A 26,271-nucleotide genomic window follows, 5' to 3' on the forward strand; every position below is an offset into this window, starting at 1 on the left:
GACGCGCGGCCTCACAGGTGTGCGTCGAAGCCCGGCAGCGGATTGCATACGACTGGCGGCGTGCCGTGCAGCGCCATCTCGGCCAGCACGACACTGCCCACCTCCATGCGGTGCGCCATGGTGCGCGTCGCGTACGCGTCGACCAGACGTAGACCCCTCCCGCAGGACACGTCCGCGTCCAGCGGTTCCTGTCTGCGGTTCACGCGGTGTTTCCAGCAGCCGCCGTCCATGACCTCGACCGTCAGCGCCTCGCCCCGGACGCTGATCACCGTGGACACCCAGGGGCTCCCGCTGTGCAGGATCACGTTGGTGACCAGTTCGGTGACGATGACCGACAGCGCCTCGTCGAAGTGATCGGCCAGTTGCCATCGGCGGGCGACTGCGCGGGCGAAGCGCCGCAGTGTGCGCGCGGCCTCCGGCGTAGCGGGCATGGCACAGTGTGCCAGGCTTCGCAGATCGGAGGTGGGTCCGGCCCGATACGGGGCAGGACTCGGGGCACGTTCTATGGCGATCACTTGGGCTCCTGTTCGGTCGGGCGGCGTCGCCCTGACTCAGGTCCAGCGGCCGGGAGAGTCCTTCCCTCACCGGGCCGTCGAAAGCCATGCAGAAGTTCTGCGGCACCTCAACACTCGTATCCGGACACTTGGTGTTCAATCAGGGACACTGAAACCCGTATACGTAAAGAATCGAAATGCCCTGGAAACACCGAGGAGTGTGATTCGGTGGACACGCTGAGTGACGCGACAGCGGGTCAATGGCTGGGACGCGTGGTCTCGGACGCGTCCACCGGGGCCGACGTCGATGGATTCCGGGCGGATCGCCCTTCTCTGCTGTTGCTCGAGGGGCCGGCCGGAACAGGGAAGACCCGGCTCGCGAAGCGGCTCGCCGACGCCGCGGTCGCCGAATCGATACGTTGCATGATCGTCTCGTTCTCGGCGTTCGGGACGTTCGTCAGCAGGCCGCAGACACCCGCGACGCCCCCGCCGAAGCCGGAGCCGCCGCCACCGCCGTCGGGCCAGGCCGATCTGCCCGGTGCCGTGTCGTCCCTCCTGGCAAGGGGAGAACGCTTCCTGCTCGTCGCGGAGGACGTGCACCGCGCCGATCGCGCCGCTCTCGATCTGCTGCGCAGGCTCCTGGACCGGCCGCCGGCCGGCCTCGCCGCCGTTCTGACGTATTGCCCCGAGGAGCTGCGCGAACCTGGTCTCGTGCTGGGCCGGGGCGCGCACTTCCCCTCCTGCCTGTCCGTACTCCGCGTGCGGCTCGGCCCGTTGGACGCGCAGCAGGTCCGCCGTGTCGTGGAGGAGGGGCTGGGCGAGAGCAGCTGTCCGTCCGAGCTGATATCCCGGCTCGTCGTCCGTTCCGGTGGCGTCCCTCAGGTGGTCACCGATGTGGTGCGGCTGTTGCGCGAGTGCGGCAACGGACGGGAGCACTACTCGCTGAGGGACCTGGACGCGGCGGGCGTACCGCCTCGTCTCGCCGAGCTGGCCCTCGCCCGTACCGCGGCGCTCAAGGAGCGCGTGCGGCCCGTCGTGTGGGCGGCCGCCGTACTCGACGAGCCGGTGGAGGCCGAGGAGTTGTCGGCAGTGGCCGGTCTGGACGGTGATGAGGGCACCCGGTCCCTGGTGGAGGCGCTGCGTACGGGTGTCCTGCGGGAGGTCGACGAGGGCCGGTACGGATTCTTCGTGCCCATGGCCGCGACAGCGGTCTACGCGGAGGTCCCCGGCCCGGTGCGCCGCGAGATGCACCGCCGGGCCGCGACCGCTCTGGGCCGACGGCACCCGGTGCCATGGGTGCCGCTCGCCCGCCACCGCCGCCATGGGGGCCAGGTCAAGGCGTGGCTGCGGGCGGTGGAGCAGGGCGCGCTCCAGTGCGCCGAGGCGGGTGACCATCAGGCCGCGGTCGACCTGCTGGAACACACCCTGTCCCGGCCGACCGTGCCGCCGGCCGCCCGCGCGCGACTCGCGCCGCTGCTGGCGCACAGTGCGGTGCTGGGGCTGCGCAGCGACCAGACGGTGTCGGTGCTGCGGCAGATCCTCGCCGAGCAGGCCCTGCCAGCCGCCGTGCGCGGTCAGATCCGGCTCGACCTGGGGCTGTTGCTCTGCAACCAGGCGGTCGCCGGCATGCAGGGCTGGCTGGAGATCCAGCAGGCGGTGGAGGAGCTTCAGGAGCGGCCGCTCCTGGCGGCCAGGGCCATGGCGGCACTCGCGATGCCGCTGCTGTCGACGGTCCCCCTGGAACGGAACCTGTACTGGCTGGAGCGCGCGGAGAAGGCAGGCGCGGACAGCGGCGACGAGGAGGCCTGCACGGCGGTCGCCGCCAACCGCGCGGGAACACTGATGTACATCGGCGATCCGGCCGCCTGGCAGGTGCTGGAGCAACTGCCGAGGGACACCGACGATCCCGCCTGCCGTCAGCATGTCGCCCGCGGTCTGTGCAACGCGGCGGACGGCGCGCTGTGGCTGGGGCAGCTGGGCCCCGCCCGCGGGCTGCTCGCGGAGGGCATCGATCTGGCGACGCGCAGTGGCGCCTCGTACGTCGAACAGGGCGCGCGAGGCACGTCGCTGCTCCTCGACTGGGCGGAGGGCAACTGGTCGGATTTGACCTCGCGGGCCCGCGCGTACGTGGCGGAGGCCGAGACGATGCCGGGCCAGGGCCTCGACGGCCGTACGGTCCTCGGCCTGATGGCACTGTCCCGGGGCGAGTGGCAGCAGGCGACGGCCTGGCTGGCGGGCGAGGGCTCGCGGGAGACGGACGGCTCCGCCGTCCCGCATGTGGCCGCCGCCTCCGGCGCCCTGATCCGCATGGCGCTGGTCCGTGACGACATCGAGTCCGCGGTGGCCGAGGCGTCGGTGGCCTGGGACCGGGTGCGTGACAAGGGCGTGTGGGTGTGGGCGGCCGAGCTGGCGCCGTGGGCGATCGACGCGACACTGCGCGCGGGCCGGCCCGACACGGCGCGGAGGATGACCGACGAGTACGCGGCGGGTCTCGAGGGACGCCAGGCACCCGCGTCGTCGGCAGCGCTGAGCTGGTGCCGCGCACTGCTCGCGGAGGCGCAGGGCGACCATCGCACGGCGGCGGACCTGTTCCGCCGGGCGGCCATCGTCTACGCGGGGCTGCCGCGCCCGTATGCCACCGTCCTGGCCACGGAGGGAGTCGCGCGCTGCCAGTTGGCGTCCGGGACCGACACGGCGGCCGCGGTCACGGAACTCGCCTCGTGCGTCGAGCAGTTGACCGAGCTCGGCGCGGTCTGGGACGCCGCGCGCATCCGGGCGGCGATGCGTGCGCACCAGCCCGCCGACGAGCAGCGGCCGCGTGGCCGGCCCAGTTACGGGGACCAGCTGTCGCCGCGCGAGCAGGAGGTCGCGGACCTGGCGGCGACGGGTCTCACCAACCGCGAGATCGCGGCGACACTGCACCTGTCGCCGCGCACGGTGGAGCAGCATGTGGCCCGGGCCAGGCGCAAGCTGGAGTCGCAGTCCCGGCAGAATCTCGCACGGGCACGCAACCAGCGTCAGGAGTGAGCTCCCGAGGAGCCCCGGGGCCGGCCGGGGCCGGGGGAGGGGCCCGGGGCGATTCTTTGCGTATAGGTATATCGCCGGTCCGTATAGGCAGCGCCCGTCCGGCAGCCCTAGTTTCCTCGACGTGCCCCGGTGTGCCGGGATGCCGACCGATCGCACCGCACCCCCACAGCGGCCGCCGTCGTGACGCCATGGGAATCCCGGCCCCGGGCACCACTGAACCTGCCGGCACCTCACCGCCCGGCTCATCCCGCCAGCAGCACCACTCCGGCGTACGACGCGCCCGCGACGACCAGCCATGCGGACAGACCGAGGGCCGCGACGCGGGCACCGGTGCGGGCGAGCGAAGGCAGGTGCACCGCGCTGCCGAGGCCGAACAGGGCGGCGGCGAGCAGGAGTTCCTGTGCTGTGTGCGCCGCGTCCAGCACCGGGGAGGGCAGCAGACCCGTGCTGCGGGCGGCGACCGCGGCGAGGAAGCCCACGACGAAGAGCGGCACCAGTGGTATCCGTGCCCGGCCTGCTCCGCCGGACCCTGTTGCCTTCCTCCTGCGCCGTACGGAAAGCGCCACGGCGGCGACCAAGGGCGCGAGCAGCGCCACCCGCATCAGTTTGACGAGCACGGCTTCGCCGAGTGCCTCGCCCCCGGCGGTCTGCGCCGTGGCGACGACCTGACCGACGTCGTGCACGCTCGCACCGACCCAGCGGCCGAACTCGGCGCCGCCGAGGCCCAACAGCCCCTGCAGCAAGGGCAGTACGCCGATGGCGAGCGTTCCGCAGAGCGTCACCAGCGCCACCGAGACGGCCGTGTCCCGTTCGTCGCTGTCCCGCGCCTCACCGACGGCGCCGATGGCCGACGCGCCGCAGATCGCGTAGCCGGTGGCGATGAGGAGCGGCTGGTCGCCGGGGAGTCCGAGACGCCGGCCCAGCCACCACGTACCGAGGAGGGTTGCCGTCACGACGCCGAGCACCATGGCGACAGTGGCCCAGCCGAGGCCGCGTACGTCGTCGAGGCTCAGTTGCAGCCCGAGGAGTACGATGCCGACCCGCATCAGCCGCTTCGCCGCGTACGACAGCCCCGGGCGCGCCGCTCCCTTGACGACCGGCCGTGTCCGGGGCAGGTGCGCGGCCACGACACCGAGCACGACGGCGGCGGTGAGCATCGGCACGGCGGGCAGCAGCCGGTGGAGGGACCAGGCGACGGCGACGCCGAGTGCGGCGAGCGCGAGCCCGTGGCGCCGCGGGGCAGCGGGCACGACGCCGGGCCGGGCGGCGGGCCGCTCCCGCAGGAGGGCCATCAGCGGTCGGCCGGCAGTTCGTAGACGCGGCGCACGCTGGTGCCGAGCCGGGATATGTCGGCGCCGTAGACGTGCAACGAGACGGCCGCGGAGGGCCCGTCGTTCCAGACGCGGTGGATGTCGCCCGGCGGGGCGAAGCCACAGAACTCGCCCTGCCGGTTGACGACGTCCCCGGTGGCGACGAGCCGTGCGGTGCCACCGTTCTCGACGGCCGGGACGAGCCGGTAGCGCCGCTCGTGCTCCTGGCCTTCGTGGACGCCGGTGGTGCACCAGGAGACGTGGTCGTGCACGGTGGTCCCCTGCCCGGGCAGCCAGACGAGCGCGACGACGGAGAAGCTGCCGTCGTGTTCGGCGTGCAGGAGGTGCTGGCGGTAGCGGGCGGGGTCGCTCTCGCGCTGCTCCTCGGTGAGCAGGTCGTCGGCGCCGAGGTGCGGCGCGAGGCGCTCCCCGACCAGGTACGCCGTCAGTTCCGGTGGCAGGCCTCGGCCGACGCTCTCGCGTACGCCGGCGATCAGCGCGTCCAGGCGGGCGGTGGTACGGGCGGCGGTGTAGGCGCTCCGGGCGGCCGAGGCTTGGGTCATACGGGCAGCGTCGGACGGGGGAACGTTGGCGTCCAACGACGGTTTCTTCGCACCCTCCAAGCCGTGTTTATGGGTGTGGTTGTGGGTGGGAGGGGCGAGGTCAGCAGCCGGTCTTGTTCGCGGCGACGGCCCTGAGCTCGTCCAGTACGAGCGCCGTCGCCGGGATGCGCAGATGCTCCCGCAGGACGTACGCGGAGATCTTGCGCCGTGACACCGGCTGCAGCGGGCGGCCGGCGACCTTGGTATGGCGCATGAAGTTCAGCACGAGCGACGGGATCATGGCGATGCCGAGCCCTTCGGCGACCAGACTCTGCACCGCGAGGTTGTCGTCGGTCATGAAGGTGATGTCGGGGACGAAGCCCACCTCCGCGCACTCGTGCAGCAGGTTGGCTCGGCAGCGCGGGCATCCGGCTATCCAGCGCTCGCCGGCGAGATCGGAGAGCCGGACGACCCGCCGGCGGGCCAGGGGGTGCCCAGCGGGCAGCAGCACGGTCAGCTGGTCCTCCAGCAGCGGTATCTCCACCAGCTCGTCGGGCACGTCCTCGTGCAGGCCGGGATAGGTGAAGGCGAGCGAGATGTCGCACTCGCCCCGTGACAGACGTCGCAGCGACTCGGGCGGTTCGTTCTCCAGCAGGTCGACGCGGATGGCCGGGTGGGCGGCCGTGAGACGAGCCAGTGTCTCCGGGACGAGGGTGGAGTTGGCGCTGGGGAACGCGCAGATCCGGACCCGCCCGGCGCGCAGCCGGGTGAGGGCGTTGATCTGCTCCTGGGCCGCAGACATGGAGTCGAGGATGGCCGTGGCCTGCCGGGAGAGCGCCTCACCGGCCTCGGTGAGCCGCATGCCCCGGCCGACACGGATGAACAGGGGCGTGCCGACGTCCCGTTCGAGGGCTTTCATCTGCTGCGTGATCGCCGGCTGGGTGTAGCCGAGGGCGCGAGCGGCGGCCGAGTACGAGCCGGTCCTGACCACTTCGTGGAACGTCTTGATGTGCCGGGAATCGAACACCGGCGCATCATATCCGGCGAACCATGAGCACAATGGTCCGGCGAACCATAAGCAGAATTTCGGGGGCCGCGCCCTGCGGCGAAGGACCCTCGTCCGGTTACGGCTTCCGGGCCACCCCGCCGTACAGCGAGATCACCGCGTCCCCGTTGACCGCCTCGTCGACGGCGAGCTCGGGGTGCCAGTCGGTCAGCTGGACGAGCCCGGGCTCCACGAACTCGAGACCCTCGAAGAAGCGGGCGATCTCTGCGCGGTTCCGCGGGGCGAGGGTGACCCCGCCTGCCGCGTACATCTCCACGCCGCGATGGACGGCGACGGGGTCGAAGTCGGCGGTGAGCTGCGAGAGAACGAGGTAACTGCCGGAGGGGAGCGCGTCGACGAGCCGGGCGACCAGATCCTTCGGGTGGTCGTCGGCACCGAGGAAGTGCGTCAGCGCCACGAGCGAGAGGGCGACCGGCTGAGTGAGGTCGAGGCTCTTGCGAGCCTGCTCGAGGATCCGCTCGGGGTCACGCACATCGGCCTGGACATAGTCGGTGACGCCCTCGGGGGTGCTGCGCAGCAGCGCCTCTGCGTGCGTGAGCACGATGGGGTCGTTGTCGGTGTAGACGACGCGGCACTCGGGCGCGGCGGCCTGCGCCACCTGGTGCAGATTGGGCTCGGTCGGGATGCCGGTGCCGATGTCGAGGTACTGCCGGACACCGGCGCTGCCCGCGAGCCAGCGGGTGACACGCTGCATGAACCAGCGGTTCGTCCGCGCGACGTGCTTGGCCGTCCCGTCGACCCCCATGATGTGCCTGCCGAGCTCTTCGTCGACCGGGTAGTTGTCCTTGCCGCCCAGAAACCAGTCGTAGACCCGGGCCGGGTGCGGCCTGGTGGTGTCGATCCGCGCGGCAGCCGGCTCGGTCCCCGTCATTCGGCGTTCTCCCTCGATGCTCGGTGCTCGACGTCCGGTGCGGTGTCGCGTCTCCGGTCCCCCGCGGGACGGAGGCGCGCATGATCCTCGCAGGACGACTCCTGCGCGGCAAGCAACTCCCGTCCTGTGCAGGGGGTTTCACGGAGGGGCGTGGTCTGGACACGGAGCGCTCTGCGCGAGTCAATGCACAGGAGTCCTTCACCTGCCACATGCGCCCGGATCGCATCGGAGGTCACACGGAGCATGCTCGGATCCTGGTTACGCCCGCCCCGGTCGGCCCTGTCAGCCCTGTCGGTCCTCCGCGGGACACTCGCCGCCGCCGTCGTGACAGCAAGCGCCTTGACGGGGACAGCTCTTGCCACCGCGACGGCCCACGCGTCGCCCGCCGCGACCGCGTCGACGTCGTCCCCGTCTTCGGCCTCCTCCGGAGCGCCTGCCGCCTCCCCGTCGTCCGACGCCGCGTCGCGCGGCACATCTCAGGTCGTCTCCTGGGCAGCCAGCGCCGACCGCCTCGGCACGGCCGCGCAGGACCGTACGTACCGCCTCGTCGTCCGCACCAGCGTCGGCGGCCACGGAGTGCGCGTCCGTCTCTCCAACGCCTTCGGCGAGCAGCCGGTCACCTTCGGCCGGGCCCACGCGGGCCTGCGCGCGTCCGGCGCCGCGCTCGTACCGGGCAGCAACCGGCCGTTGGCCTTCGGCGGCTCCCCCTCGGTCACCGTCCCGCCCGGCGGATCGGTCTACAGCGACCCGCTGCGCGGCACGATCCGCCCGCAGTCCGACCTGGTCGTCAGCGTGTACGTACAGCAGGCGGCCGGTACCGCGACCGGGCACCGCATGGCGCTGCAGACCTCGTACGTCGCGCCTGCCGGCGACCACTCCGCCGACGAGTCCGCCACCCCGTACACCCGGACCGTCGGCTCGTGGTTCTACCTCGACGCAGTGGTCGTCGACGCCCGGCGCGGGATCGGCGCCGTGGCCGCGCTCGGCGACTCCATCACCGACGGCGCCTCCTCCACGGCCGGCACCAACCGCCGGTGGCCCGACTTCCTCGCCCGCCGCCTCCAGGGCGATCCTCGCTCGCGCATCAAAGGCGTCGCCAACGAAGGCATCTCCGGCAACAAGGTGCTGAGCGACGGCTCGGGTGTCAGCGCCATCAAGCGGCTCGACCGGGACGTGCTCTCCCAGCGGGGCGTGCGCGCGGTGATCCTCTTCGAGGGCGTCAACGACATCAAGGCCACCCCGGCACCGACGGCCGCCCAGATGATCGCCGGCTACCGCCGGATCATCGACCGGGCACACGAGGCAGGGGTGTGCGTGGTCGGGGCGACCGTCATGCCGTACGAGGGGTGGCGGGAGTGGACCCCGGGCGGCGAGACGGTCCGGCAGGAGGTCAACGCCTTCATCAGGAACAGCGGCGCCTTCGACGAGGTGGTCGACTTCGATGCGGCCGTCCGGGACCCGGAGCGCACGTCGCGGATGCTGCCCGCGTACGACGGAGGCGACCATCTGCACCCGAACGACGCGGGGATGGAACTGACGGCGGACACGGTGCGGGCCGAACAGCTGCGCTGCTCGAGGGCGTAGCGGCCACGGCACGCGGTCTCACCCGGTGGGCGCCGAGCCCCTTGGTCCCAGCGGGTGGCGCCGCGCCCAACGCGCCGGCCCAGTGGATCCAGGCCCCTCGTGCCCGCCCGGCGGGTCCCGGCCCGCTGGGTCTTCCCCTGGGCCGGGACCGCCCGACCTCCGTAAGCTGATCCCACTCCCCCGCAAAGCGGCTCAACCGTGCCCTCTTTCCCCATGGGAGGCGCTCCGGGAGGCGATCATGACAATGCGTGGGCCCGCTGGACGGAGCCGCTGCGCTCCCGCCTTCGCCGCCGCTCGCCGCCGTCGCCCGACCCTGCCCCGGCCTCGCCGCCGGGCGGATCCCATGAGCAGATCACGCCCCGGGTCAGCGGCCGGCGACCGGACGGCGACGGCCCCTGGTCGGCTGCCCTCAGCCACGACCGTTCTTCCCACCGACGCGGCGTGAACGGGGGCGGAGACTGCGGATGTCGCGCACGAGCACGTGCACGGCGCTCGCGACGATGAGCACGCCCAGCCCCACCCAGAACGGCGACGCGCCCTGCCGGTACTCGTACACGGCGCCGATGAGCAGCATCGAGGCGACGAAGGCGCCGAGCGCCGAGATCAGGGTGCTGATGCGATTCACCACTCGCACATCCTGTACGACGGCCCCGCTCGCGCCGACGCCGGGGCCGATTCTGTCCGTTCCGGCGGCGCGCCGTACGCCTCAGTTCTCACGCCATGGGGCTTCACTGCTGGTTCGGCTGCTCCGTGCTCTCGTCACGACGAGGAAAGACGAGGTCTTCCCACGCCTGCATCGCGAACAGCAACACCATCATCACCAGCGGTACGCACAGAGCTGTCACGACCACAACCACGAGACCTCCCTGAGGACACCCGGTGGAGCCACGGCGGATCGCGCTGAAGCAACCGAAGAGGCACGTAGTCCGCATGGGGCTGTGTGACCTGGCCTTCTCGCCCACGGCAAGTCTCAGTGTGCGGCCGAACGGGCTAACGCGCACGGCGAACAGCCACCCCTGCGGCAGGGCCGTTTCGTCTGCCTTCCTCGGCACCGGCCGGCGTACCGACCAGCGTCCGGGCAGCCGTCATCGCCCTGTCGGCCGAGCTGCGACGGCGACAGGTAGCAGCTGCCGGTCAGGGTGAGCGCATCTGCCCGCGATCGGCGTCGAGCGGCTGCCCGCGATCGGCGAGAAGCCCGCGCCGGACGGGACGAAGGTCGGGCGTGGTGGCTCAGCGATCGGAATAGCTGAAGTCGCCGACGGTCCAGCCGCTGACGTCCTTGATCGCAACCCGGTACATCCCGCCGGTCTCCGGGATCCCGATGCTCCCTTGCAGGATCCTGGCCACGTGGAAGTGCAGATGCGTGGGCCGGTCCCCCCAGTCATTCCCTCCCCCCGCCCGGTCGGTGAAGACGCTGGAGAACGGTCCGAGATGGGCCGAATCCTCCAGGACCTCCGACACACGCTGCTTCCATACGGCTTCGGGAGCCAACCGCCCGGTGATGACGGTGCCGCCGGTCACCACGGTCAGGGACATCTGGTTGCTCTGCTCCGACTCCACCTTGGCGGCGAGCTCAACCAGCAGTTCGTCGATGTTCGACATGAAAGCCGATTCTATTCGCCGACCGAGCGCGCCTGGACTTGGCACCGCCGAAAGCGCCCCGTCGTCGCGGTGCCCACGACCGGGTAGCACTTCCGGCGTCGGCAGATCGAGTGTCATCAGTCCCATGGTTCTCCCCCGTCGTTCTCCCCCGTCGTGATGCATCGGCTGACTCCTTCGGAGCATAGGACCGAGCACCGACATTCCTTGTCTCCGGCCGTCAGCGCCGACGTGAGCGAGCGTGGCCGCGCAGCCGGAGTCCTGCCGCCACGCGAAGCGCGACGCTCCGGCCCCCGGCCGGAAAACCGCAGCCCCGCAGGCGTCAGGCGGCCGATCGGGCGGCCCGGATGTCCAGAGCGGCGCAAAGCCAGTCGTGTGCGGCGCCGGGCGTCGGCTGCGACGGCCCGGACACTTCGGCGGTGAGTTCCCAGTAGCGGTCGACACGTGGATCCATGGCGAGCTGGCCGCTGAGCATGCGGCGGAAGTCCGGAGTGTCGCGCGTACCGTGCGAGCGGGCGTAGGCGGAGACGAAACAGTCGAGTGCATCGCCTTCGTGCGGCGGCCGCTGCCCGAGCAGTTGCGCCCCTGCCAGCTCGTAGGCCTCGCCGAGACCGTCGTAGAGTACGGCCGGGCGATAGCCCTTGTCCGCCTGGTGGGCGGCGGGCTGGCAGAGTTCACCGCCGTCGCAGCCGCCCGTGACGAGGGCGTGCAGCCGGGCGAAAGCCAGTACCTGGGCCGGGGTCGGATCGGCGGGTGGTTGCGGAACCGCCTGCTCGAGGATGGCCGCCGCCAGTTGGGCCGGAAGCCGTGCGGGCAGCCAGCGTCGCCAGAAGCGGGCCAGAGCGGCCGTGCTCGGCGGGACGGTCACGGCGCCGATCAGGCGCAGCCGGTCGGCGCGTTCCGCGGGGGTGCAGTCCCGGAGCAGTTGGAGGGCCGCCTCCCGCCAGCGCAGGGCGGCCAGTTGTGTGCCGAGCTCCCTCAGCTGCCCGGCGACGACGTCCTCCAGCGCGCCCTCGTGCTCGAGGACCCGGCCGACGTCCGGCACCGGCAGATCGAGGGTGCGCAGGGAGCGGATCAGGCGCAACCGGTCGAGCGCCTCGGGTCCGTACCGGCGGTGGCCCCCGGAACTGCGAGCCGCTTCGGGCAGCAGACCGCGATCGGAATAGAAGCGCACGGTCTTGACGGTGACACCGGCGTGCTGGGCGAGTTCTCCGATGCTCCACATGCCATCAGGGGACAAGGCTTGAACCTCCCTCAGGGGGAGTTCCTACCGTACCGGCGACGACGGACGGCCCGTGCGGCCGGCCGTGCGAACCGCGAGGAGCGAGGAGATGTTGATGACGGCATTCGTCCTGGTGCCGGGGGCTTTCACCGACGGCTGGGTCTGGCAGGAGGTGGCCGACCGGCTGCGGCACTCGGGGGCAGAGGCATACCAGGTCACACTGACGGGAATGGGCAACAGTCGCCGTCTCGCCGGACCCGGCACCGACTTGGAGACGCACATCGACGATCTCGTGCAGCTGATCGACGGGATCGACACGCCAAAGGTGGTGATCGTCGGTCACGACTACGGCATCCACCCGGTACTCGGCGCCGCCGACCGGCGCCCGGAACGGATCGCCAGGATCGTTTACTTGGATGCGGGCATGCCCCAGGACGGCGACCCGGCCCTCCATCTGGTGCCGGACCAGGCGGTTCGCGAACAGTCGGTGCGCGGCGGGGCGGTTGGCGCAGGGCCCTGCGGAGGCGATCGGGCGGACGGAGTCGACGGGGGTGACGCGATCGGCGAGGTCGCGGACGACTGGCGGCTCCCCCCGCCCCCGCTCGAGGCATGGCAGCGCTGGGGCAGCGTGACCGGCGTCCCCGACGACGCACTGTCCCGGCTGGCTCGGCTCGCCGCCCCGCAGCCGAAGGGCACACTCACCCGACCGCTCAGGCTGTCGGGGGCGGTCGCAGAGCTGCCGGCGACCGGTGTGCTGTGTACCGCCAACGGGTCGAGCATCGCAATGGTCGAGAACCTGGTGGGACTTGGGGACCCCCGCCTCCAGGCACTCACGGAACCCCGTGTGACCTTCTTCGAACTCGCCACCGGACACTGGCCGATGCTGTCCGCACCCGGCGAGCTGGCCGGGGTACTGCTCCAAGCCGCCGCAGGAGAAGGGCACCGGCTCACCAAGTCGGTGAACGAGCAGCCCTCGCACCTCCGGCCCTTCCTCATGGACGTACCCGAGCAGCGACGCGATCGCGTCGGCCAGGTCGACTTCTACCTGCCCGATGATGCCGACCTGCCGCGGCCGGCGGTGGTGTTCGTCCACGGCGGACCGGTTCCCCGCGAGGTGCGGCCGACGCCGCGGGACTGGCCGGGCTTCGTCGGCTACGGCCGGTTCGCGGCGAGCCAAGGAGTCGTCGGCGTGACGCTGGACCATGGCTTGCACGATCTCGGGGACTACGGGCGCGCCGCCGAGGATGTGGCCGCAGCGGTCGACCTCGTACGAGCCGATCCACGCGTCGACGGGGAGCGTGTCGCGTTGTGGTTCTTCTCCGGGGGCGGGCCGCTGTCGGCGGACTGGCTGGCAGCGCCTCCGCCGTGGTTGCGGTGCCTGGCGGCGACCTATCCGGTACTCGCACCGCTGCCCAACTGGAGGCTTGCCGAATCCCGTTTCCGCCCGGCAGCCGCCGTGCGGAGCGCCGGACGGTTGCCGATCGTGCTGACGCGGGTGGAGCTCGAGCTCACGGAGATCGCCGCGACGGTCGAGGAGTTCCTGACCGCAGCCGAGGACTGCAAGGCCGATGTCGAGGTGGTCGACGTGCCGCTGGGCCACCACGGCTTCGAAACGATCGACCACACCGATGAGGCCCGCGACGCGGTGGCCCTTGCGATGCGGTCCGTGCTGGGGCACTTGCGGAGCTGAGACCCCCGGGGCCGGCCGTGCCGTGTCCCTCGAGGGCGGCGCTGCGGGCGGTGCGGCACCCGTCAGCGCCGTCCGCAGTGGCGGGCGGCGCGTGGCCGTCCACCACTGGGCGCCCGGCGGAGGGCCCCTCGTCGCCGGGGAGGGCCCGATCATCCGTCCTGGAGAGTGCATCCGGTATACCCCACCGGCGCGGTGAAGCGATGGGTATGCCGCCTGTGTACGTAGGGTCGGCTCATGGTTCCGCTTCCTTGGAGGGCCACGAAGCGAGCGGGGAAGGCGCCCGGCAGCCTCGACCAGCGGTTGGTGCTCGCCGCGACGAGTCTCGCGCTCGGAATGACGTTCATGGACGAGACGGTCGTCGGCGTGGCGCTCCCCACGATGCGGAACGAACTCGGCACCAGCATCTCGCTCTCGCACTGGATCCCGAACGCCTACATCCTGGCCTTCGCCTGCCTCGCAGCGGCCGGCGGGCGGCTCGGCGACCTGTTCGGCACACGGCGCCTGTTCACACTCGGCGCCCTCGGCTTCGCCCTCGCCTCACTCCTGTGCGGGCTTGCCATCGACGGCGGGACGCTGGTCGCTGCCCGCGCGGCTCAAGGAGTGGCCGCCGCGGCCATGCTGCCCCAGACGATGGCGATCATCACGGACACGTTCCCGCCGGACCGACTGGGCAGGGCAATCGGGATCTACGTCGGCGCCGCGTCGGCCGCGCTCGCCCTCGGGCCCCTGGTGGGTGGCCTGCTGACCCAGCATCTCGGCTGGCGTGCCGTCTTCTTCGTCAATCTGCCGCCTGCCGCCGCGGTCTTCCTGACCGCTCGACACGTGCTCGGAAGGCAACAGAAAACGGCAGCCGAAGCGCCGCCGGAGGCTGTCGTCCCGACAGGCCGTTTCGACACGGCAGGGCTGGTGGCATCGGTGGGCGGGCTGGGGCTGACCGTGGCCGCCATCATGCAGTCCGGCGGTGACGGATGGCCCGCCGCCGTGGTTCTGGCCCTCCTGGGGACCGGTCTGGCGCTGCTGTTCGCCTTCGTGCGGGTCGAGATGCGCAGCCGCAGCCCACTGGTGGACCTCGGGCTCCTCGCCGACCGGCGGTTCCTCGGGTCGGCGGTGATGGTTCTCTGCGGGCAGTTCAGCTTCCTCGCCGCCGTGGTCTACGGGGCGGTCTACGTACAGGACGCGCTCGGCTTCTCGCCTGCGGCCGCCGGCCTCGCCATGCTGCCCGCGATGGTTCCCACGCTGGCCCTCGCACCCGCCACCGGGGCGCTGGCACGGCGCTTCGGCCCCCGGGCCCTGACCGTCGCGGGCGCGGCCGGCGGGTCGATCGGGTTCGTCCTCATGGGTGTTGCGGCCGGGGTGGGCGGCTACCTGCCCTTCGGAGCCGCACTGCTGTTGTGGGGGGTCTCGATCCCGCTGGTCTACAACCCGGCGATGTCCGTTGCGATGGCCGCGCCGCCGCCCGACCGCCGCGGGGGTGCGTCCGGCGTTCTGGAGACGTCTCTCCAGGTCGGCGGCACACTGGGCACAGCCGTGGTCGGGGCGACGCTCCTGCGCGCCCACCCGGGCACCTTCCCTGTGCCGGGCGATGCCTTCACCACCGGCTTCTTCCTCACCGGCGGCGTACTGGCCGCCGCTGCCGTCGTCCAGGCACTCCTCACACGGGCCTCACCGCCCGCCACGCCCGGCAGTTCGTCGGCCGGACACTCCCGATGACGTGTCCCGCACGGGGCACACATGATGTCGTCCGACCGACACGGCCCCGGCCGGGGCACGGTCCCTCAACCGTTCCCACGCCGCGCGTGCGGTCGCCGGCGGTTCGCCCCATGGGTGCACCTTCCGGCGGGCCCGCCACGGCCGATCCGCACGGCAAACTCCGGAACCCGAGGGTCCTTGATTTGCAGAAAACACCGACGGCTCACACTCGGTGACGGCCCGTACCTGGCAGATCGACGGCATGCCGCCGGGTGACATCACGAGCGCGCGGACGAGTAGTGGCCGGTGGCGTGAACCGTAGTGCCGTGGGTTACGGTGAATCCGCGAGCCCTGCGGGATCCGCCTGGAACCGGGGCTCACTGGACGCACGTTTGCACGGGGGAACGATGTCATTCGACGACGAGTGGGCTCAGCACAAGGCAACGGCCAAGGCGGAGCAGAGCACACGGATGCAGCTCAATCAGGCCGACGGGGGCGGCGGGCAGGCCGGCAAGCAGAAGCTCCACGTCACGCCTGCCCTTCTCCGCACACGTGCCGGCAGGGCCGAGAACAAGGCCGCCAAGGAGTTCAGGGACGCCCACAAGACCGCGGTGTCCAAGACCTCGGAAGTGTCCGGATCGATGAAAGGTTTCTCCTCCGACGAGGCGCTCACCGCCTTCATCGACTCCTGGAAGAAGGGCGTCACGTACGTTGCGGGCCAGATCGGCAACGACGGCCTGGCCAAAGCGCTGAGGGCGGCAGCCGATGACTTCGGCGTCGAGGAAGACGATCGTAAGAAGAGCTTCCAGCCCAAGCACGAGTACAAGCCCGGCGACGTCATCTGAGGAGGCATCAGCATGACTTTGACGTACTCAGAGCTGAAGAACGTGAACCTCGAGAAGTTCTCCGCGGCCGTGGACGCCTGGGCGAACCTCCCGAACAGCGTTCATCAGGCCGGCTGGACCTTCAAGAACGAGGTGGCGAAGGGGCTCCGGGAATCGGACTGGGAGGGCGAGGCAGCAGAAGCCGCCTCCACGAAGATCCGCGGTCTGCAGCATCAGATCGACAACGCGGAACACGAGGCGGACAGCATCCACCGGTTCCTGAACAGCTGCCTCAACTCCCTCCGCTCGGCCCGGGGTGAGCTGGAGACCATCACGAACGGTCTCGAGGGACACGAGCACCTCTCGGTGAACCCCGAGAACGGCTCGGTCCACGTGGATGCCAACAAGGTGAAGCCGGACGAGATCGACGATCTGACCAAGGCCTACGCCACCACGATCGCCTCCTACAAGGAGCGGACCCGTCAGGCCCTCGACCAAGCCTCGGACACGGACTCCACCCTCCGCTGGGCACTGCTCGACATGAGCGAGAAGTACGACATCGGCTTCCTGCCCACCGCTCCCGTCTCACTTGCGGAGGCGCGGACGATGCGCAAGGAACAGGGGCAGCAAAGCGGAGAGAAGATCTCCCTCAAGGAGCTCTCCGACAAGGAGATCCAGACGAGGCTCGACAACGCCTCGAAGGGCAAGTTCGGAAGCGGCACCATCAAGCCGATCGCCGAGTTCATCGGCTACCGTTCGTGGCTGAACAGCGCCGACAGCATACAGAAGCGCGACTGGGCCAGTGCGAGGACGTACTTCATCGGCGGCACGCCCGCCTATGCGGCCGGCATGGGGTCGGAACTTCTGGCCACGTCGGGCGGCGGAGGAAGACACCGCAAGCCGACTGTGATCAACAAACTGGGCAACTTCGGCGGCAAGGTCTTCGGCTTCCCCGCGAGCGTGGTGGCCACCGGCCTCGACTTCTACTACACACCTGCCCAGAGCGCCTCGGAACGTCCGGATGCGAAGATCATGGCACCCAGGCACCCCGGGAACCTGCATTGGAAGTAGGCCGCATGACCACGCCGAGGAGAGACATGCCGAAACGAGGCGGAAGCATGCTCATGAACGGATTGTTCGGAAATCACAGAACATTCGTCATTGGGATCCTGGGCGTTTTCGCCGGGGTCACGGGGACGGCGGCGGCCCTCTCGAACGACGCCGGAGTGCTGGAGGTCCTGGCCTTCGTCGGAATCGGGGTACTGGGGCTGATCCTGACCGTCGGCTACATCGTGGCGTACTCGCAGCGCCCCAGGCCCCCGGGACGGCGCCGCTGACGGGACGATCCGGTCAGCCTGTGGACGACGTGGTTCTGGAAGTCCGGGGTCGACAGCCGTACCGGCACCACAGCCGAGGCCAGGACTCCCCGGCTTGACCGTGCTGCCTCGCCGGTGGTCGTCGAACGGATCCCGGCCCGGACGATGCACGCCCGCCGCCACTCGCGGGATTACGCCCAGCCTCCGTCTCCGGATACAGCACCGCGTCGGCAACCCGGATCGCGCTGCGGAGCTTCGACCGTCGAAGTGGAGCCGCAGAAGCGGGGACTCACCGGATCCCGAGGGCGTCGATCTCCCCGGTCCCGGAGCCGTCGAACGTGCTGTGCCCCTGCGCCCTCTGCTGCCTGCCTGCAGCGCCCGCCCCCCGGGGGCCGCTGCATCCGTCGGACCGGTCAGGCCAGGGAGCAAACCCCGCAAAGCCCCTGGTACGGCCTGCTCGTTGATCTACCGTGACGCCATGACGACGAAGCCTCTCCCCCACCTGACCCCGACGGGCACCTGCTGGTGCGGCTGCGCCACGAAGGTCGGCGCCGGGTCCTTCTTCGCGCCCGGCCACGACAAGGTGGCAGAGGCAGCCCTGCTCGCGGTCGAATACGGCTCGTCCGTAGCCCAGTTGCTGCACGGTCACGGCTACGGCCCGGGACACTCGGTCAGCGGGCGCGCCGTGGCGGAAGGCGCATGGCGCACGTGCCCGTCGTGCTCCTACGTCGGCGCGCCGGCGAGCATCACCAACCATTCCAGGAAGGCGCACGGCGCCACCGCAGCCCCCGAACAGGCTTGAGGAGCATCCGGATGACCGACCACACGTCCAGCCAGCGTGCCGACCTGGAGGAGGCGGTACGCGCGTACGGTGGGTGCTGGGACACCGAACGCGGCCTGCGCGCACTGCGCGACGCGGGGCACGAGCCCCAGGACAAGCACACCCGCCAGATCCTCCGCGACCTCGCAGACGCCGGTCTGCTGGTGAAGGTGGAGGACTGGCCCGTCCGCTATCGCACGGCGCAGTCGGACTGACGCGGCACCACGAGCGTGGCCGCCGTCGCCCACCTGTCCCCATACCTTCGTCCGCCCGCCCGGTCGCGGGCATCGGCGTCGCTGTCCGTCTGACGTACGGGGTGCGGTGGCACCTTGGTTGTCGTGCAGCTGTCGCCTGGAGCAGGCAGTACGGATCGGCCTGCGTCAGCGTTTCGGCCCGAAAGGGGCGGCCCCCGGCCGTTCTCGGGACGGGGCCTCCAACTCAAGGAGGCCTTCGACTCGCCATCCTGGTCACGATCAGGCCACTGAGGCGCCTCAGCGGTCGACAGCCGGTGGGAGCATGGCCCACACGATTTTCCGGGCGGGCGGCTCAGGGGCGATGTCGACACCCCAGCGGTCCGCGAGGGCGTCCACGATCAGCAGGCCGCGCCCGCCCTCCGCGGTGACTTCCTGCTCCGACGCGGGAGCAGCCGGGATACGGGGAATCCGTTCGGCGCGAAGGTCCGTCACCTCGATGCGCAGTCCGCCTCGGCCGTCCAGCGCCAGAGTCAGCCGGAAGTCACGGCCCGGTACGCGCCCGTGCTGGACGGCATTCGCGACAAGCTCGGCCACGATGTGCTCGGCGGACTCTGACGGGTACTGCCAGTCGGCGAGCTGGCGCTCTGTAAGGCGCCGTGCCAGGCGGGCGCCGCGCCGGGTGGGCGAGAGCAGCACCGTGAAGCGGCGGCCTGCGAGAGCCGGGGCGGAAACGACGGTGGCATCGGGCAAGGAAGTGGGAGGCATCTGTACGTTCACGTCACTCAGCGTGTGTGACGGGTCACGACGCCCGCCAGTACGTCGGCCGGTACGGAGGCGTCCGGTACGGGTACCGCCCTGGACCGGTACCGGGGTGTCCCATGCGCCCCCGCCGAGGGCTGGGTGCTGACCGGCCACAGCACGGGTCACGTGTCGACGAACCCACCGTCTGCTTCGCGGCACCGAATCTGTCCTGGCCGGGCACCGTCACGTAACCTCACCGCCTGTGAAGATCGCACGGATGATACGCGGCCGGTCGCGCGAGGCGGCCGCCTTGCAGCGCCTGGGTCAGCTGGGCATCGCCGGTGTCCTGGTACGCCTGTCGGCGCTGGAGCTGGCACGCCCGAACGGTTTGCGGCCCGTCTTCACGCCGGGTGAAGTCGATCGCCTGATGCGCACGGCACACCGGATTCACCAGCTGGGCAACGGCGTCACGGTCGACAACCGCACCACAGACGTAGCCATCGAGATCGCCCGCGACAAGGACGGCTCGGTGGTCGTGTTCCCTGCGCTGGCCGCGTAGGCGTAGGCGCGCTCGCAGTCACTTGGCGAGTGGTGCGGGGTTGCCCGAAACTCGAACGCGCTTGTGGCTCCCCGAAAGTCGTGAGTCAGGTCCCCCCGAGCCCCTGACAACTTCCCTGGATATGAGCGTCATCCTGACATGTGACGCTGCGGGTGCTCCGGGTTGGGGTGCGGCCGTCAGGGGACTGCCAGGAGTGTGCTGAGCCGCTGCCGGCAACCACACATTGGGCGCCACGCCACCGGTCAGGGGTGGCCTCAGCGGGACCGCGTTACTCAACCTTGCAGGGGGCACTCGAGGGTGTCGGCGAACTCCAGAGCTCCGGCTGGGCGTCGGGCACCATCAGCAAGGGTCGTACGCCGCACGAACGCACCGGGCCGGGGGCCGGCCTCGCTCAGCAGGCTCTCCTTGGCGAGCCCAAGTCCAACACAGTCACCACCGATATGCGGATCGACGGATTTCGTCTCACCGGCGTCGCCCGCCCGGCGGCCAGCGTCAGGGGCATGGCGTCGAACTCGGCGCTCCTGGCGTTCTGAACCTTATGGCGACGGCGGTCGTGCTCGCGCGGCGCCCGCGGCCGGGCGGTGGAGCCGGACCTCAGGCTCCACCTGGCGAAGCCGTCGACGCGTGCTTCGGCACGCGGCTGTTCACACATCTGGCCCAGAACGCGCAGGCTCCGGCAGCGTGCAGTGGGCTCGCTCAGGCCGGCAGCCCGGCGGCGACCACCAGCTGCCGGACCCCCACGACATGGGGATGGCTGGACCGCAGCTCACCCACGATTCTCCGAATCGCCGGACGGTCACGCACCTCGCCCGGTGACACCCGAGCAGCGGCGAGCAGTTCCGCCGCCGTCTGTTCCGGCTTACGCCACTGCCACCAAGCGCGGCCGAGTTCAGTGTGCATCCGGCCCTTGCGCTCGGCGGTCCTGAACTGACCGGCATGGAGCCTTCGGCCTGCTTCCAGCGCCGAACCGGCATCGCCCAGAGCCCAGTTGACGCTGACGGCATACAGATCGACCGCGGCCGGGGTGACCTGGAAGAGACGCCCCTCGGGCGACTCCTGCGGCAGGTCACGAGCGGCCCGGGTCGCTTCACGGATCATCGCGAGGGCCTGCTCCCGTTCCCCCGCACACGCCTTCGTGTAGGCGGTGGTGCAGAGCATCTGTGCGTATGCCGAGCACTGCGCCTCGTTCCTGAGCCCCGTGGCCTCGACGCGGCTGACCGCGGCCAGAATGTGGCGCTGGGCTGCCGCCGGTTGGTCCTGGTGCCGAAGCACGATGCTCAGTTCGCGGGCGGCGGCGGCTGACGCCAGCGGAGAGCCGGACAGTTCGGCATAGACGGCGGCTCGGTCCGCCGTGAGTCTGGCCTGGTCGTATCTGCCGATCTTGATCAGACCTTGGGCGGTGAGACTGTACGTGGCGGACAGTCGAGCGAACGAGATCTCCCGGTGGTCACCGGCTGCGGCGTGCGCGTCGGCGAGGAGGCCCGGCAGCTCCGCGACCAGCAGGCTGTTCCGACCGGCGTCGTAGTGGCGTCGAGCTGCCGCAAGGCGAGAGTCGAACGGCACCGGCGAGCCGGTGGGATCGGGCGTGATGGCGAGCGCGTCCTCCAGCCCCGGCACGAGACCCACCGGGGCAGCGAGCCCGGCGGCGGCGAGCAGCGTACGGCGGCGCATCGGATCCTCCTCGGCACAGCATGCCCGTTCCGGCGCAACAATAGTGGCTTGAGCACCAGAGAGACCGAGCGACGCAGCCAGCACGTGGGGCGGCACACCCACCTCACGCGCCGCTCGCCGGATCAGGTCGAGGTGGGCACGGCTTCCACGCTGCTCCAGACGGGAGACAGTGGCCGCGGAGCACCCGATCCGCAGCCCGAGATCGGCCTGCCTCCAGCCACGGCGTTGTCGCCCGAGCCTCACCAGCCCACCGGGATCGTGGTCGGCGACGAGGGTGCGGACCTCGCCCGAGTTCCATGTGTGACCGGCGTACACCTGGCCTCCTGCTCGCCGGCGCCCGAGGGCGTGAGGGACCTCCACCCACGGTATGCCGCGGAAGGGCACTCCGGACACAGCATGTGCAGGATCCGCAAACGGCTTGCGAGGACCGCAAGTTGCCGATGGCACGGGGCCTTGCTGCTGTCTTCTGGACGAATCCCGCTCCCGAAGGGCGAGAGTGGGAACAGAACCGGAGGCCGGCATGGTGACAGCGACCGAACCCAAGCTCCGCGACCCGCGGGACTTCGTGGACCACGACATCTGGGACCGCGAGGTCCAGCTCCTCATGCGCGACTATCCGTTCGACGAGGTCATGGCGACCCGTCTGTTCGGCGCGGCCGTCTCCTACCTGATCACCGCCATCGAGAAGTGGGGGCAGGGCCTCGAGCTGTGCTGCGGCCGGACCGTGGACATCGCCGTACACGTGTTCATTCTCGACACCCGCAACTACCGTGAGTTCTGCCATCGGCACTTCGACGGCCGGTTCCTTGAGCACATCCCGGAGATCGAGTTCAAGTACGACGGTTCCGTGGAGCGGACTGCGCGGATCATCGCGGACAACGGTTTCGCGGTCGACTGGAAGCTGTGGGAGGCGGACTACGCCAAGTGCGGTCCGTGCCGACCGGGGGAGAACTGCCACTGAGGTGGCGTGAATGGTCGGGCCTGGGGGCGCTTCGAGCGCCTTCGGGCCTTGTCCGTGCGGGTACGGGCGCCTTGTGTCATTCCCGGACGGGTATGCGGCGGCCTCGGTACGGTGATCAGCCCCATCGGTCGCCACCGCCCCTGCGAGGAACCACATGCCGCACACCCCTCACACGCCGGCCGAATACTGGGACACCTATATGCCTCACCGTGGCGAGGACGATCAGCCCGCCCCGGTCGTCGAACGTTTCGAGTGGACCCAGTACCCGGGACACGGACCAGGGATCGAGGTGCTGGGGCGGCCGGGACGAGCGCTGGAGCTGGGGCCTGCGGAGGGCAAGGAGGCGGCGTTCCTGGCCCGGCGAGGTGTGGACGTGGTCGGCGTCGACCTCTCCCCCGTGCAGGTCGAGCGGGCGGCGCGTTGGTGGCGGGCGGAGTCGCGGGCAACGTTCGTGTGCGCGGACGTGCGCGACTACCTCGCGTCCGGGAGCGAGCCGTTCGACGCCGTGTACTCGGTGTGGGGTGCGGTGTGGTTCACCGACCCGGAGGAGTTGTTCCCGCTCGTCGCGGCCCGGCTGGCGCCGGACGGCGTGTTCGCCTTCAGCCAGGCGGAACCGGCCCCGGGGGCTTACGGGCCGCAGCCGATGCGGGGCAAGTGGCTGGAGGGGCGGGAGCGGGAGCTGACCGTGCTGCGTTGGCAGTACACGCCGGAGGTCTGGGCCGACGTGCTCAAGCGTCACGGTTTCACCGACATCGACGCGCGGGTGTTGGGCGCACCGGAGGCGGGGAAGCTCGGCACGCTGATGGTGCGGGCGGTGCGGCAGGAGGGATAGGGCGTCTGCCGTAGAAGTCGGCCGTCGACCATTGGCGTGGGGATCGTTCGGGCACACGATGGGGTGCTGTGCCGCTCATACGGGGTGCGGTGCTGCGAACCCGTCGTAACCTGCCGTAGAGAACCGGTACACGATGGGTGCGTACCGGCTGGTGGGTGGCCCAGGCTGCGGCAGAACGGTGGCGGTGGCGGTGGCGGAACTGACGGGACCGGCGGACGGCGAGGACGAGGCCGAGGACGCGGCGGACCTCTTCCGCGTCATCGGGCGTCAGTTGCGGCTGCTGCGGGAACGGGCCGTGCTGACACAGAAGGAACTGGGCGAGCGGCTCGGCTACAGCGAGGAGCTGATCCGCTCACTGGAGCGCGGACGCAGGACACCGCAGCCCGAGTTCCTCGACGCGGCGGACGAACTGCTGGGCGCGGGCGGGCTGCTGGCGGCGGCGAAGGAGGACCTGGCGCGGGCGAGGACTCGGGCAAGGGTGAAGCATCCGGCGTGGTTCCGGAGCTACGCCAAGCTGGAGGCCGACGCCGTCGAGGTCCACGAGTACGGCAGCCACGCGGTCCCCGGGCTGCTCCAGACCGAGGCACACGCGCGAGCTCTCTTCGCCATGCGCAAGCCCCTGCTCGACGAGGCAACCATCGAGCAGCGCGTCGCCTCGCGACTCGATCGCCAAGAGCTGCTGACCCGGTGGCCCGCTCCAATCCTGACGTGCATCATCGAGGAGTCGGTCCTGCGCAGGCCGATCGGTGGCGAGGCAGTCCACAAGGAGCAGTTGGAGACGCTGCTGAGGCTCGGCCAGTTGAGAAGCCTGGAGCTTCAGGTCATGCCTACCAGGAGGGAAGAGCACGCGGGAATGGGCGGCCCGTTCATTCTCCTCACTCCCAAGTCGCGGCCGCAGGTGGCCTACCTGGAGGTCCAGAACATCAGCAGGTTGGTCTCCGAACTCGACGAGGTACGTATCCTGGCCGCACGCTACGGCAGCATCAGGGCACAGGCCCTTACCCCGCCCGAATCCATTGCTGCCATCAAGGAGTTGTTGGGAGAAGCATGACTACCGATGGCGCCACGCCGTCTCTCGCGTGGTTCAAAAGCTCGTACAGCTCCAACGAAGGCGGAGCGTGCGTCGAAGTCGCCGCGACCGAGCAGGCCGTTCTCGTCCGCGACTCCAAGGACCTGGCCCGCCTCCCGTTCGAGGTGGGGCGCGACGGCTGGGCGGCGTTCGTGCGGTACGCCGCCTCCATCTGACACCGTCTGCGCGGTGGTGGCCGATACTCGGCCGCTGCCGCGCAACCCCTCGACCTACGGCCGCTTCGGCGCAACCGCCAACCGTCTCCAGTCGCGCCCCCGCTCGACGCGCGTGCCCCGGACGTCCCAGCCCCGCATCCACCTACCGCCGCCGTGGTTCCGCGCTCGGCAGGATCAAGTGCGCTCGTGGCGGCGCGCGTTGCGGCAACTCGGGTTGCACACCTCGCGCGAGCACTTCGTGACGCACACCCGCGGCCGGCTCGGCGGACGGGCCAAGTCGATGGTGGTGACGGCATCGCGGCAGAGCGCCGTGCAGATGGCGCGGGCGATCAAGAGCTACATCGCCGACCGCGAGTACGACACCAAGTACCCGGACATCGGCGTCCTGGTGGCATTCTGCGGGTCGCTCACCTACGAGGGCGAGGAGACCACCGAGGCGAAGGAGAACGGCGGGATCCCGGAGAGCGCGCCGCCGAAGGCGTTCGCGTACACACGGGCCGACGACAGGTCGACATGGTCGGGCGGCAATGGGCAGCAGGAGTACCGGATCCGGTCGTCGCTGAGAAGTACTGACACCGATGGCTGGAACCCAGCCGCCGCTCGCCCCCTGGACTCCAGTGACCAGCCCGCCTACAAGATCACCGGGATCTCGAAGCAGCGGCGTTGACTGCAAGTTATCTGCTCACTGTTGTGCAAATTACGATCAGCCGATAGTGTCCGGTTCTCGACTCGCAGAACTCCGCCGCCTCCAGGCCGCCTGCCTCGACGCGGTCACCCGCGACGACGTCCTCCATGTCACCGCCCGCGCCGAGATGGCCCTCGACCTTGCCCATCCGACCGCGGCGCGACGAGAACTCGATCGCCTCGAGGCGATCGCGCGACGCCGGGGCGCGGATCCCTGAGTGGGCGGTTGGTGTTGATTCACGCTGACCGTTTCAACACATTTTGCCAGCATTTATCGCCAACGTGCACGGCCTGAAGTACCTGGAAGCTCCCTATGAATAGGGAGCTTCCACCCCGTTGCTAAACCAGACGGAATGCAAGCGCCATACACGAACTAAACGGGTCCTCCGATCGCCACCTCGGAGCGTGCGAATACGCTCCTACGGAGCAAAGCATCCCGAAAGCGGCCGACTTCAAAGGGGCTATATCTCTACTGAACATGCCTAAACGCCCTCTGAGAGCTGAGTTGAGGTGGCCCGGCCGTCGGCCCGATGACGATGCGAACGAGGACCCGCACGTGGGGCATGATCGAGCCCTCGGCGTCGACCGTCGACGCCGAGAGAGTGCGGAGGTTCACGTATGGCTCCCGGTCGTCCTTCCCGCCCCGAGCGCGCGCACCCCTCGCCCAACGGGCTCATCGGTGTGGGCGTCGTCGTGCGTGACGCGCGGCAGCGGGTGCTGCTGGGGCTCGGGCACGACGGGCGATGGGAGTTGCCCGGCGGGAAGATGGACGCCGGGGAGATCTTCGAGGAGACCGCGGTTCGCGAACTCGCCGAGGAGACCGGGCTGCTCGCGGACGCCGCGGACGTGCGGATCGGCGCGGTGCTGGTCGACGCGGCTGCGCGCATCCCGCACGTGACGGCTGCCGCGTACGTCGAGCGGGTCACAGGGACGGCAGTTGCCAGGGAGCCGGACAAGATCGTCCGATGGGAATGGTGCGAGCTGAACGTGCTGCCGGACAGGCTCTTCGCCCCCTCGGCAGCAGTTCTGCAGTCGTGGCTGCCCGAACTGCGCCTGCAGAACGATGCGTTCCGTTCGTACGCGGCGGGCCGGTAGACCAGGCAGCCGGGTGCCGCGGGTCAGGACCCGTGGATGAAGCTGCCGTACGGGCGCGATGTCGATCAGGTGGTAGAGGCCGTAGGCGCCGGGAAGAGAGCGAGGGGAGAATGCCCGTGCGGAGCGAGGGCGGGCCCCAATGAGCATTGTTCAACCTGAATTCGCTGGTCATGGGGCTGGCGTGGGCTGGGGCTGAGGTTCTCGTGCCGGTCGGGGTCGTGATCGGTAGCAGGTG

27 protein-coding genes and 2 pseudogenes are annotated in these 26,271 nt (G+C 70.4%); 18 read left to right on the forward strand and 11 right to left on the reverse strand.

The window, feature by feature from the left end:
* Window positions 1-11 precede the first annotated feature (11 nt).
* Window positions 12-431: an ATP-binding protein gene (locus tag ACZ4SA_RS09820; protein WP_468271779.1), complete on the reverse strand. Its 420-nt coding sequence runs from the start codon at window positions 429-431 to the stop codon at window positions 12-14.
* Window positions 432-722: 291 nt separating this feature from the next.
* On the opposite strand from ACZ4SA_RS09820, the gene ACZ4SA_RS09825 reads away from it, so the two are divergent.
* A complete protein-coding gene (locus ACZ4SA_RS09825; RefSeq protein ID WP_468271782.1) occupies window positions 723-3,521 on the forward strand; it encodes a LuxR C-terminal-related transcriptional regulator in 2,799 nt (932 codons plus the stop codon).
* Between the two features lie 242 nt (window positions 3,522-3,763).
* Here ACZ4SA_RS09825 and ACZ4SA_RS09830 read toward each other — a convergent pair whose 3' ends face one another.
* The 4 genes from ACZ4SA_RS09830 to ACZ4SA_RS09845 all read right to left on the reverse strand — a co-directional run bounded on the left by ACZ4SA_RS09830 (window position 3,764) and on the right by ACZ4SA_RS09845 (window position 7,310).
* Window positions 3,764-4,813 (reverse strand): YeiH family protein, encoded by a 1,050-nt coding sequence (locus tag ACZ4SA_RS09830; protein ID WP_468271785.1) that lies wholly within the window; start codon window positions 4,811-4,813, stop codon window positions 3,764-3,766.
* Window positions 4,813-5,394 carry a cysteine dioxygenase family protein gene (locus tag ACZ4SA_RS09835; protein WP_468271788.1) on the reverse strand — a complete coding sequence of 194 codons (582 nt, stop codon included), beginning with the start codon at window positions 5,392-5,394 and terminating at the stop codon, window positions 4,813-4,815. Before ACZ4SA_RS09835 ends, ACZ4SA_RS09830 begins: the two co-directional genes overlap by 1 nt.
* Window positions 5,395-5,494: 100 nt before the next feature.
* Window positions 5,495-6,400, reverse strand: coding sequence for a LysR family transcriptional regulator (locus ACZ4SA_RS09840; protein ID WP_468271790.1), 906 nt, complete (start codon window positions 6,398-6,400; stop codon window positions 5,495-5,497).
* 97 nt (window positions 6,401-6,497) lie between these two features.
* Entirely contained in the window at window positions 6,498-7,310 is an 813-nt protein-coding gene (locus ACZ4SA_RS09845; RefSeq protein WP_468271792.1) for an SAM-dependent methyltransferase, read from the reverse strand.
* Between the two features lie 339 nt (window positions 7,311-7,649).
* Here ACZ4SA_RS09845 and ACZ4SA_RS09850 point away from each other — a divergent pair, with 339 nt between their 5' ends.
* Window positions 7,650-8,894: an SGNH/GDSL hydrolase family protein gene (locus ACZ4SA_RS09850; RefSeq protein ID WP_468271794.1), complete on the forward strand. Its 1,245-nt coding sequence runs from the start codon at window positions 7,650-7,652 to the stop codon at window positions 8,892-8,894.
* 409 nt (window positions 8,895-9,303) lie between these two features.
* Here ACZ4SA_RS09850 and ACZ4SA_RS09855 read toward each other — a convergent pair whose 3' ends face one another.
* The 4 genes from ACZ4SA_RS09855 to ACZ4SA_RS09870 all read right to left on the reverse strand — a co-directional run bounded on the left by ACZ4SA_RS09855 (window position 9,304) and on the right by ACZ4SA_RS09870 (window position 11,718).
* On the reverse strand, window positions 9,304-9,522 hold the full coding sequence (locus ACZ4SA_RS09855) for a hypothetical protein (RefSeq protein WP_468271797.1): 219 nt from the start codon (window positions 9,520-9,522) through the stop codon (window positions 9,304-9,306).
* A gap of 100 nt (window positions 9,523-9,622) precedes the next feature.
* The gene (locus tag ACZ4SA_RS09860) at window positions 9,623-9,751 is read right to left on the reverse strand and encodes a hypothetical protein (RefSeq protein ID WP_468271798.1); all 129 of its coding nucleotides are present in this window, start codon (window positions 9,749-9,751) and stop codon (window positions 9,623-9,625) included.
* Between the two features lie 373 nt (window positions 9,752-10,124).
* A complete protein-coding gene (locus tag ACZ4SA_RS09865; RefSeq protein WP_468271866.1) occupies window positions 10,125-10,496 on the reverse strand; it encodes a hypothetical protein in 372 nt (123 codons plus the stop codon).
* 319 nt (window positions 10,497-10,815) lie between these two features.
* The gene (locus ACZ4SA_RS09870; protein ID WP_468271801.1) at window positions 10,816-11,718 is read right to left on the reverse strand and encodes a helix-turn-helix domain-containing protein; all 903 of its coding nucleotides are present in this window, start codon (window positions 11,716-11,718) and stop codon (window positions 10,816-10,818) included.
* Between the two features lie 112 nt (window positions 11,719-11,830).
* Here ACZ4SA_RS09870 and ACZ4SA_RS09875 point away from each other — a divergent pair, with 112 nt between their 5' ends.
* From ACZ4SA_RS09875 to ACZ4SA_RS09905, 7 genes are all read left to right on the forward strand, one after another.
* On the forward strand, window positions 11,831-13,405 hold the full coding sequence (locus ACZ4SA_RS09875) for an alpha/beta fold hydrolase (protein ID WP_468271803.1): 1,575 nt from the start codon (window positions 11,831-11,833) through the stop codon (window positions 13,403-13,405).
* Window positions 13,406-13,639: 234 nt separating this feature from the next.
* Window positions 13,640-15,115 (forward strand): MFS transporter, encoded by a 1,476-nt coding sequence (locus ACZ4SA_RS09880; protein WP_468271805.1) that lies wholly within the window; start codon window positions 13,640-13,642, stop codon window positions 15,113-15,115.
* A gap of 386 nt (window positions 15,116-15,501) precedes the next feature.
* On the forward strand, window positions 15,502-15,939 hold the full coding sequence (locus tag ACZ4SA_RS09885) for a hypothetical protein (protein WP_468271808.1): 438 nt from the start codon (window positions 15,502-15,504) through the stop codon (window positions 15,937-15,939).
* Window positions 15,940-15,951: 12 nt separating this feature from the next.
* On the forward strand, window positions 15,952-16,989 hold the full coding sequence (locus tag ACZ4SA_RS09890) for a hypothetical protein (protein ID WP_468271811.1): 1,038 nt from the start codon (window positions 15,952-15,954) through the stop codon (window positions 16,987-16,989).
* 53 nt (window positions 16,990-17,042) lie between these two features.
* Window positions 17,043-17,255: a hypothetical protein gene (locus ACZ4SA_RS09895; RefSeq protein WP_468271814.1), complete on the forward strand. Its 213-nt coding sequence runs from the start codon at window positions 17,043-17,045 to the stop codon at window positions 17,253-17,255.
* 457 nt (window positions 17,256-17,712) lie between these two features.
* Window positions 17,713-18,036 carry a hypothetical protein gene (locus ACZ4SA_RS09900; protein WP_468271816.1) on the forward strand — a complete coding sequence of 108 codons (324 nt, stop codon included), beginning with the start codon at window positions 17,713-17,715 and terminating at the stop codon, window positions 18,034-18,036.
* Window positions 18,037-18,047: 11 nt separating this feature from the next.
* The gene (locus ACZ4SA_RS09905) at window positions 18,048-18,269 is read left to right on the forward strand and encodes a hypothetical protein (RefSeq protein ID WP_468271818.1); all 222 of its coding nucleotides are present in this window, start codon (window positions 18,048-18,050) and stop codon (window positions 18,267-18,269) included.
* Between the two features lie 276 nt (window positions 18,270-18,545).
* On the opposite strand, the gene ACZ4SA_RS09910 is transcribed toward ACZ4SA_RS09905, so the two are convergent.
* Window positions 18,546-19,013, reverse strand: a complete 468-nt coding sequence (locus tag ACZ4SA_RS09910) for an ATP-binding protein (RefSeq protein WP_468271869.1) — start codon at window positions 19,011-19,013, stop codon at window positions 18,546-18,548.
* A 301-nt stretch (window positions 19,014-19,314) separates the two neighbouring features.
* Here ACZ4SA_RS09910 and ACZ4SA_RS09915 point away from each other — a divergent pair.
* Window positions 19,315-19,548 (forward strand): annotated as a pseudogene (locus tag ACZ4SA_RS09915) (hypothetical protein); the annotation flags it as partial.
* A gap of 278 nt (window positions 19,549-19,826) precedes the next feature.
* On the forward strand, window positions 19,827-20,081 hold the full coding sequence (locus ACZ4SA_RS09920) for a hypothetical protein (RefSeq protein ID WP_468271821.1): 255 nt from the start codon (window positions 19,827-19,829) through the stop codon (window positions 20,079-20,081).
* Window positions 20,082-20,244: 163 nt separating this feature from the next.
* On the opposite strand, the gene ACZ4SA_RS09925 is transcribed toward ACZ4SA_RS09920, so the two are convergent.
* Window positions 20,245-21,825, reverse strand: coding sequence for a helix-turn-helix domain-containing protein (locus tag ACZ4SA_RS09925; protein ID WP_468271823.1), 1,581 nt, complete (start codon window positions 21,823-21,825; stop codon window positions 20,245-20,247).
* Between ACZ4SA_RS09925 and ACZ4SA_RS09930 the strand changes: the two genes are divergently transcribed.
* The 7 genes and pseudogenes from ACZ4SA_RS09930 (at window position 21,740) to ACZ4SA_RS09960 (ending at window position 26,036) form a co-directional block, all read left to right on the forward strand.
* Entirely contained in the window at window positions 21,740-22,180 is a 441-nt protein-coding gene (locus ACZ4SA_RS09930) for a glycine-rich domain-containing protein (RefSeq protein WP_468271824.1), read from the forward strand. The two genes, ACZ4SA_RS09925 and ACZ4SA_RS09930, sit on opposite strands and share 86 nt — an antisense overlap.
* A 154-nt stretch (window positions 22,181-22,334) precedes the next feature.
* Window positions 22,335-23,012: a class I SAM-dependent methyltransferase gene (locus ACZ4SA_RS09935; protein ID WP_468271827.1), complete on the forward strand. Its 678-nt coding sequence runs from the start codon at window positions 22,335-22,337 to the stop codon at window positions 23,010-23,012.
* A gap of 184 nt (window positions 23,013-23,196) precedes the next feature.
* Entirely contained in the window at window positions 23,197-24,063 is an 867-nt protein-coding gene (locus ACZ4SA_RS09940) for a helix-turn-helix domain-containing protein (RefSeq protein ID WP_468271830.1), read from the forward strand.
* Entirely contained in the window at window positions 24,060-24,257 is a 198-nt protein-coding gene (locus ACZ4SA_RS09945; protein WP_468271832.1) for a DUF397 domain-containing protein, read from the forward strand. The genes ACZ4SA_RS09940 and ACZ4SA_RS09945 overlap by 4 nt, the downstream gene beginning before the upstream one ends.
* 229 nt (window positions 24,258-24,486) lie before the next feature.
* Window positions 24,487-24,827 (forward strand): annotated as a pseudogene (locus tag ACZ4SA_RS09950) (type I restriction endonuclease subunit R); the annotation flags it as partial.
* Between the two features lie 143 nt (window positions 24,828-24,970).
* Window positions 24,971-25,159, forward strand: a complete 189-nt coding sequence (locus tag ACZ4SA_RS09955; RefSeq protein WP_468271833.1) for a hypothetical protein — start codon at window positions 24,971-24,973, stop codon at window positions 25,157-25,159.
* 400 nt (window positions 25,160-25,559) lie between these two features.
* Window positions 25,560-26,036 (forward strand): nucleotide triphosphate diphosphatase NUDT15, encoded by a 477-nt coding sequence (locus ACZ4SA_RS09960; protein WP_468271835.1) that lies wholly within the window; start codon window positions 25,560-25,562, stop codon window positions 26,034-26,036.
* Window positions 26,037-26,271 lie beyond the last annotated feature (235 nt).

Source organism: Streptomyces sp. NPDC027962, from assembly GCF_055566095.1.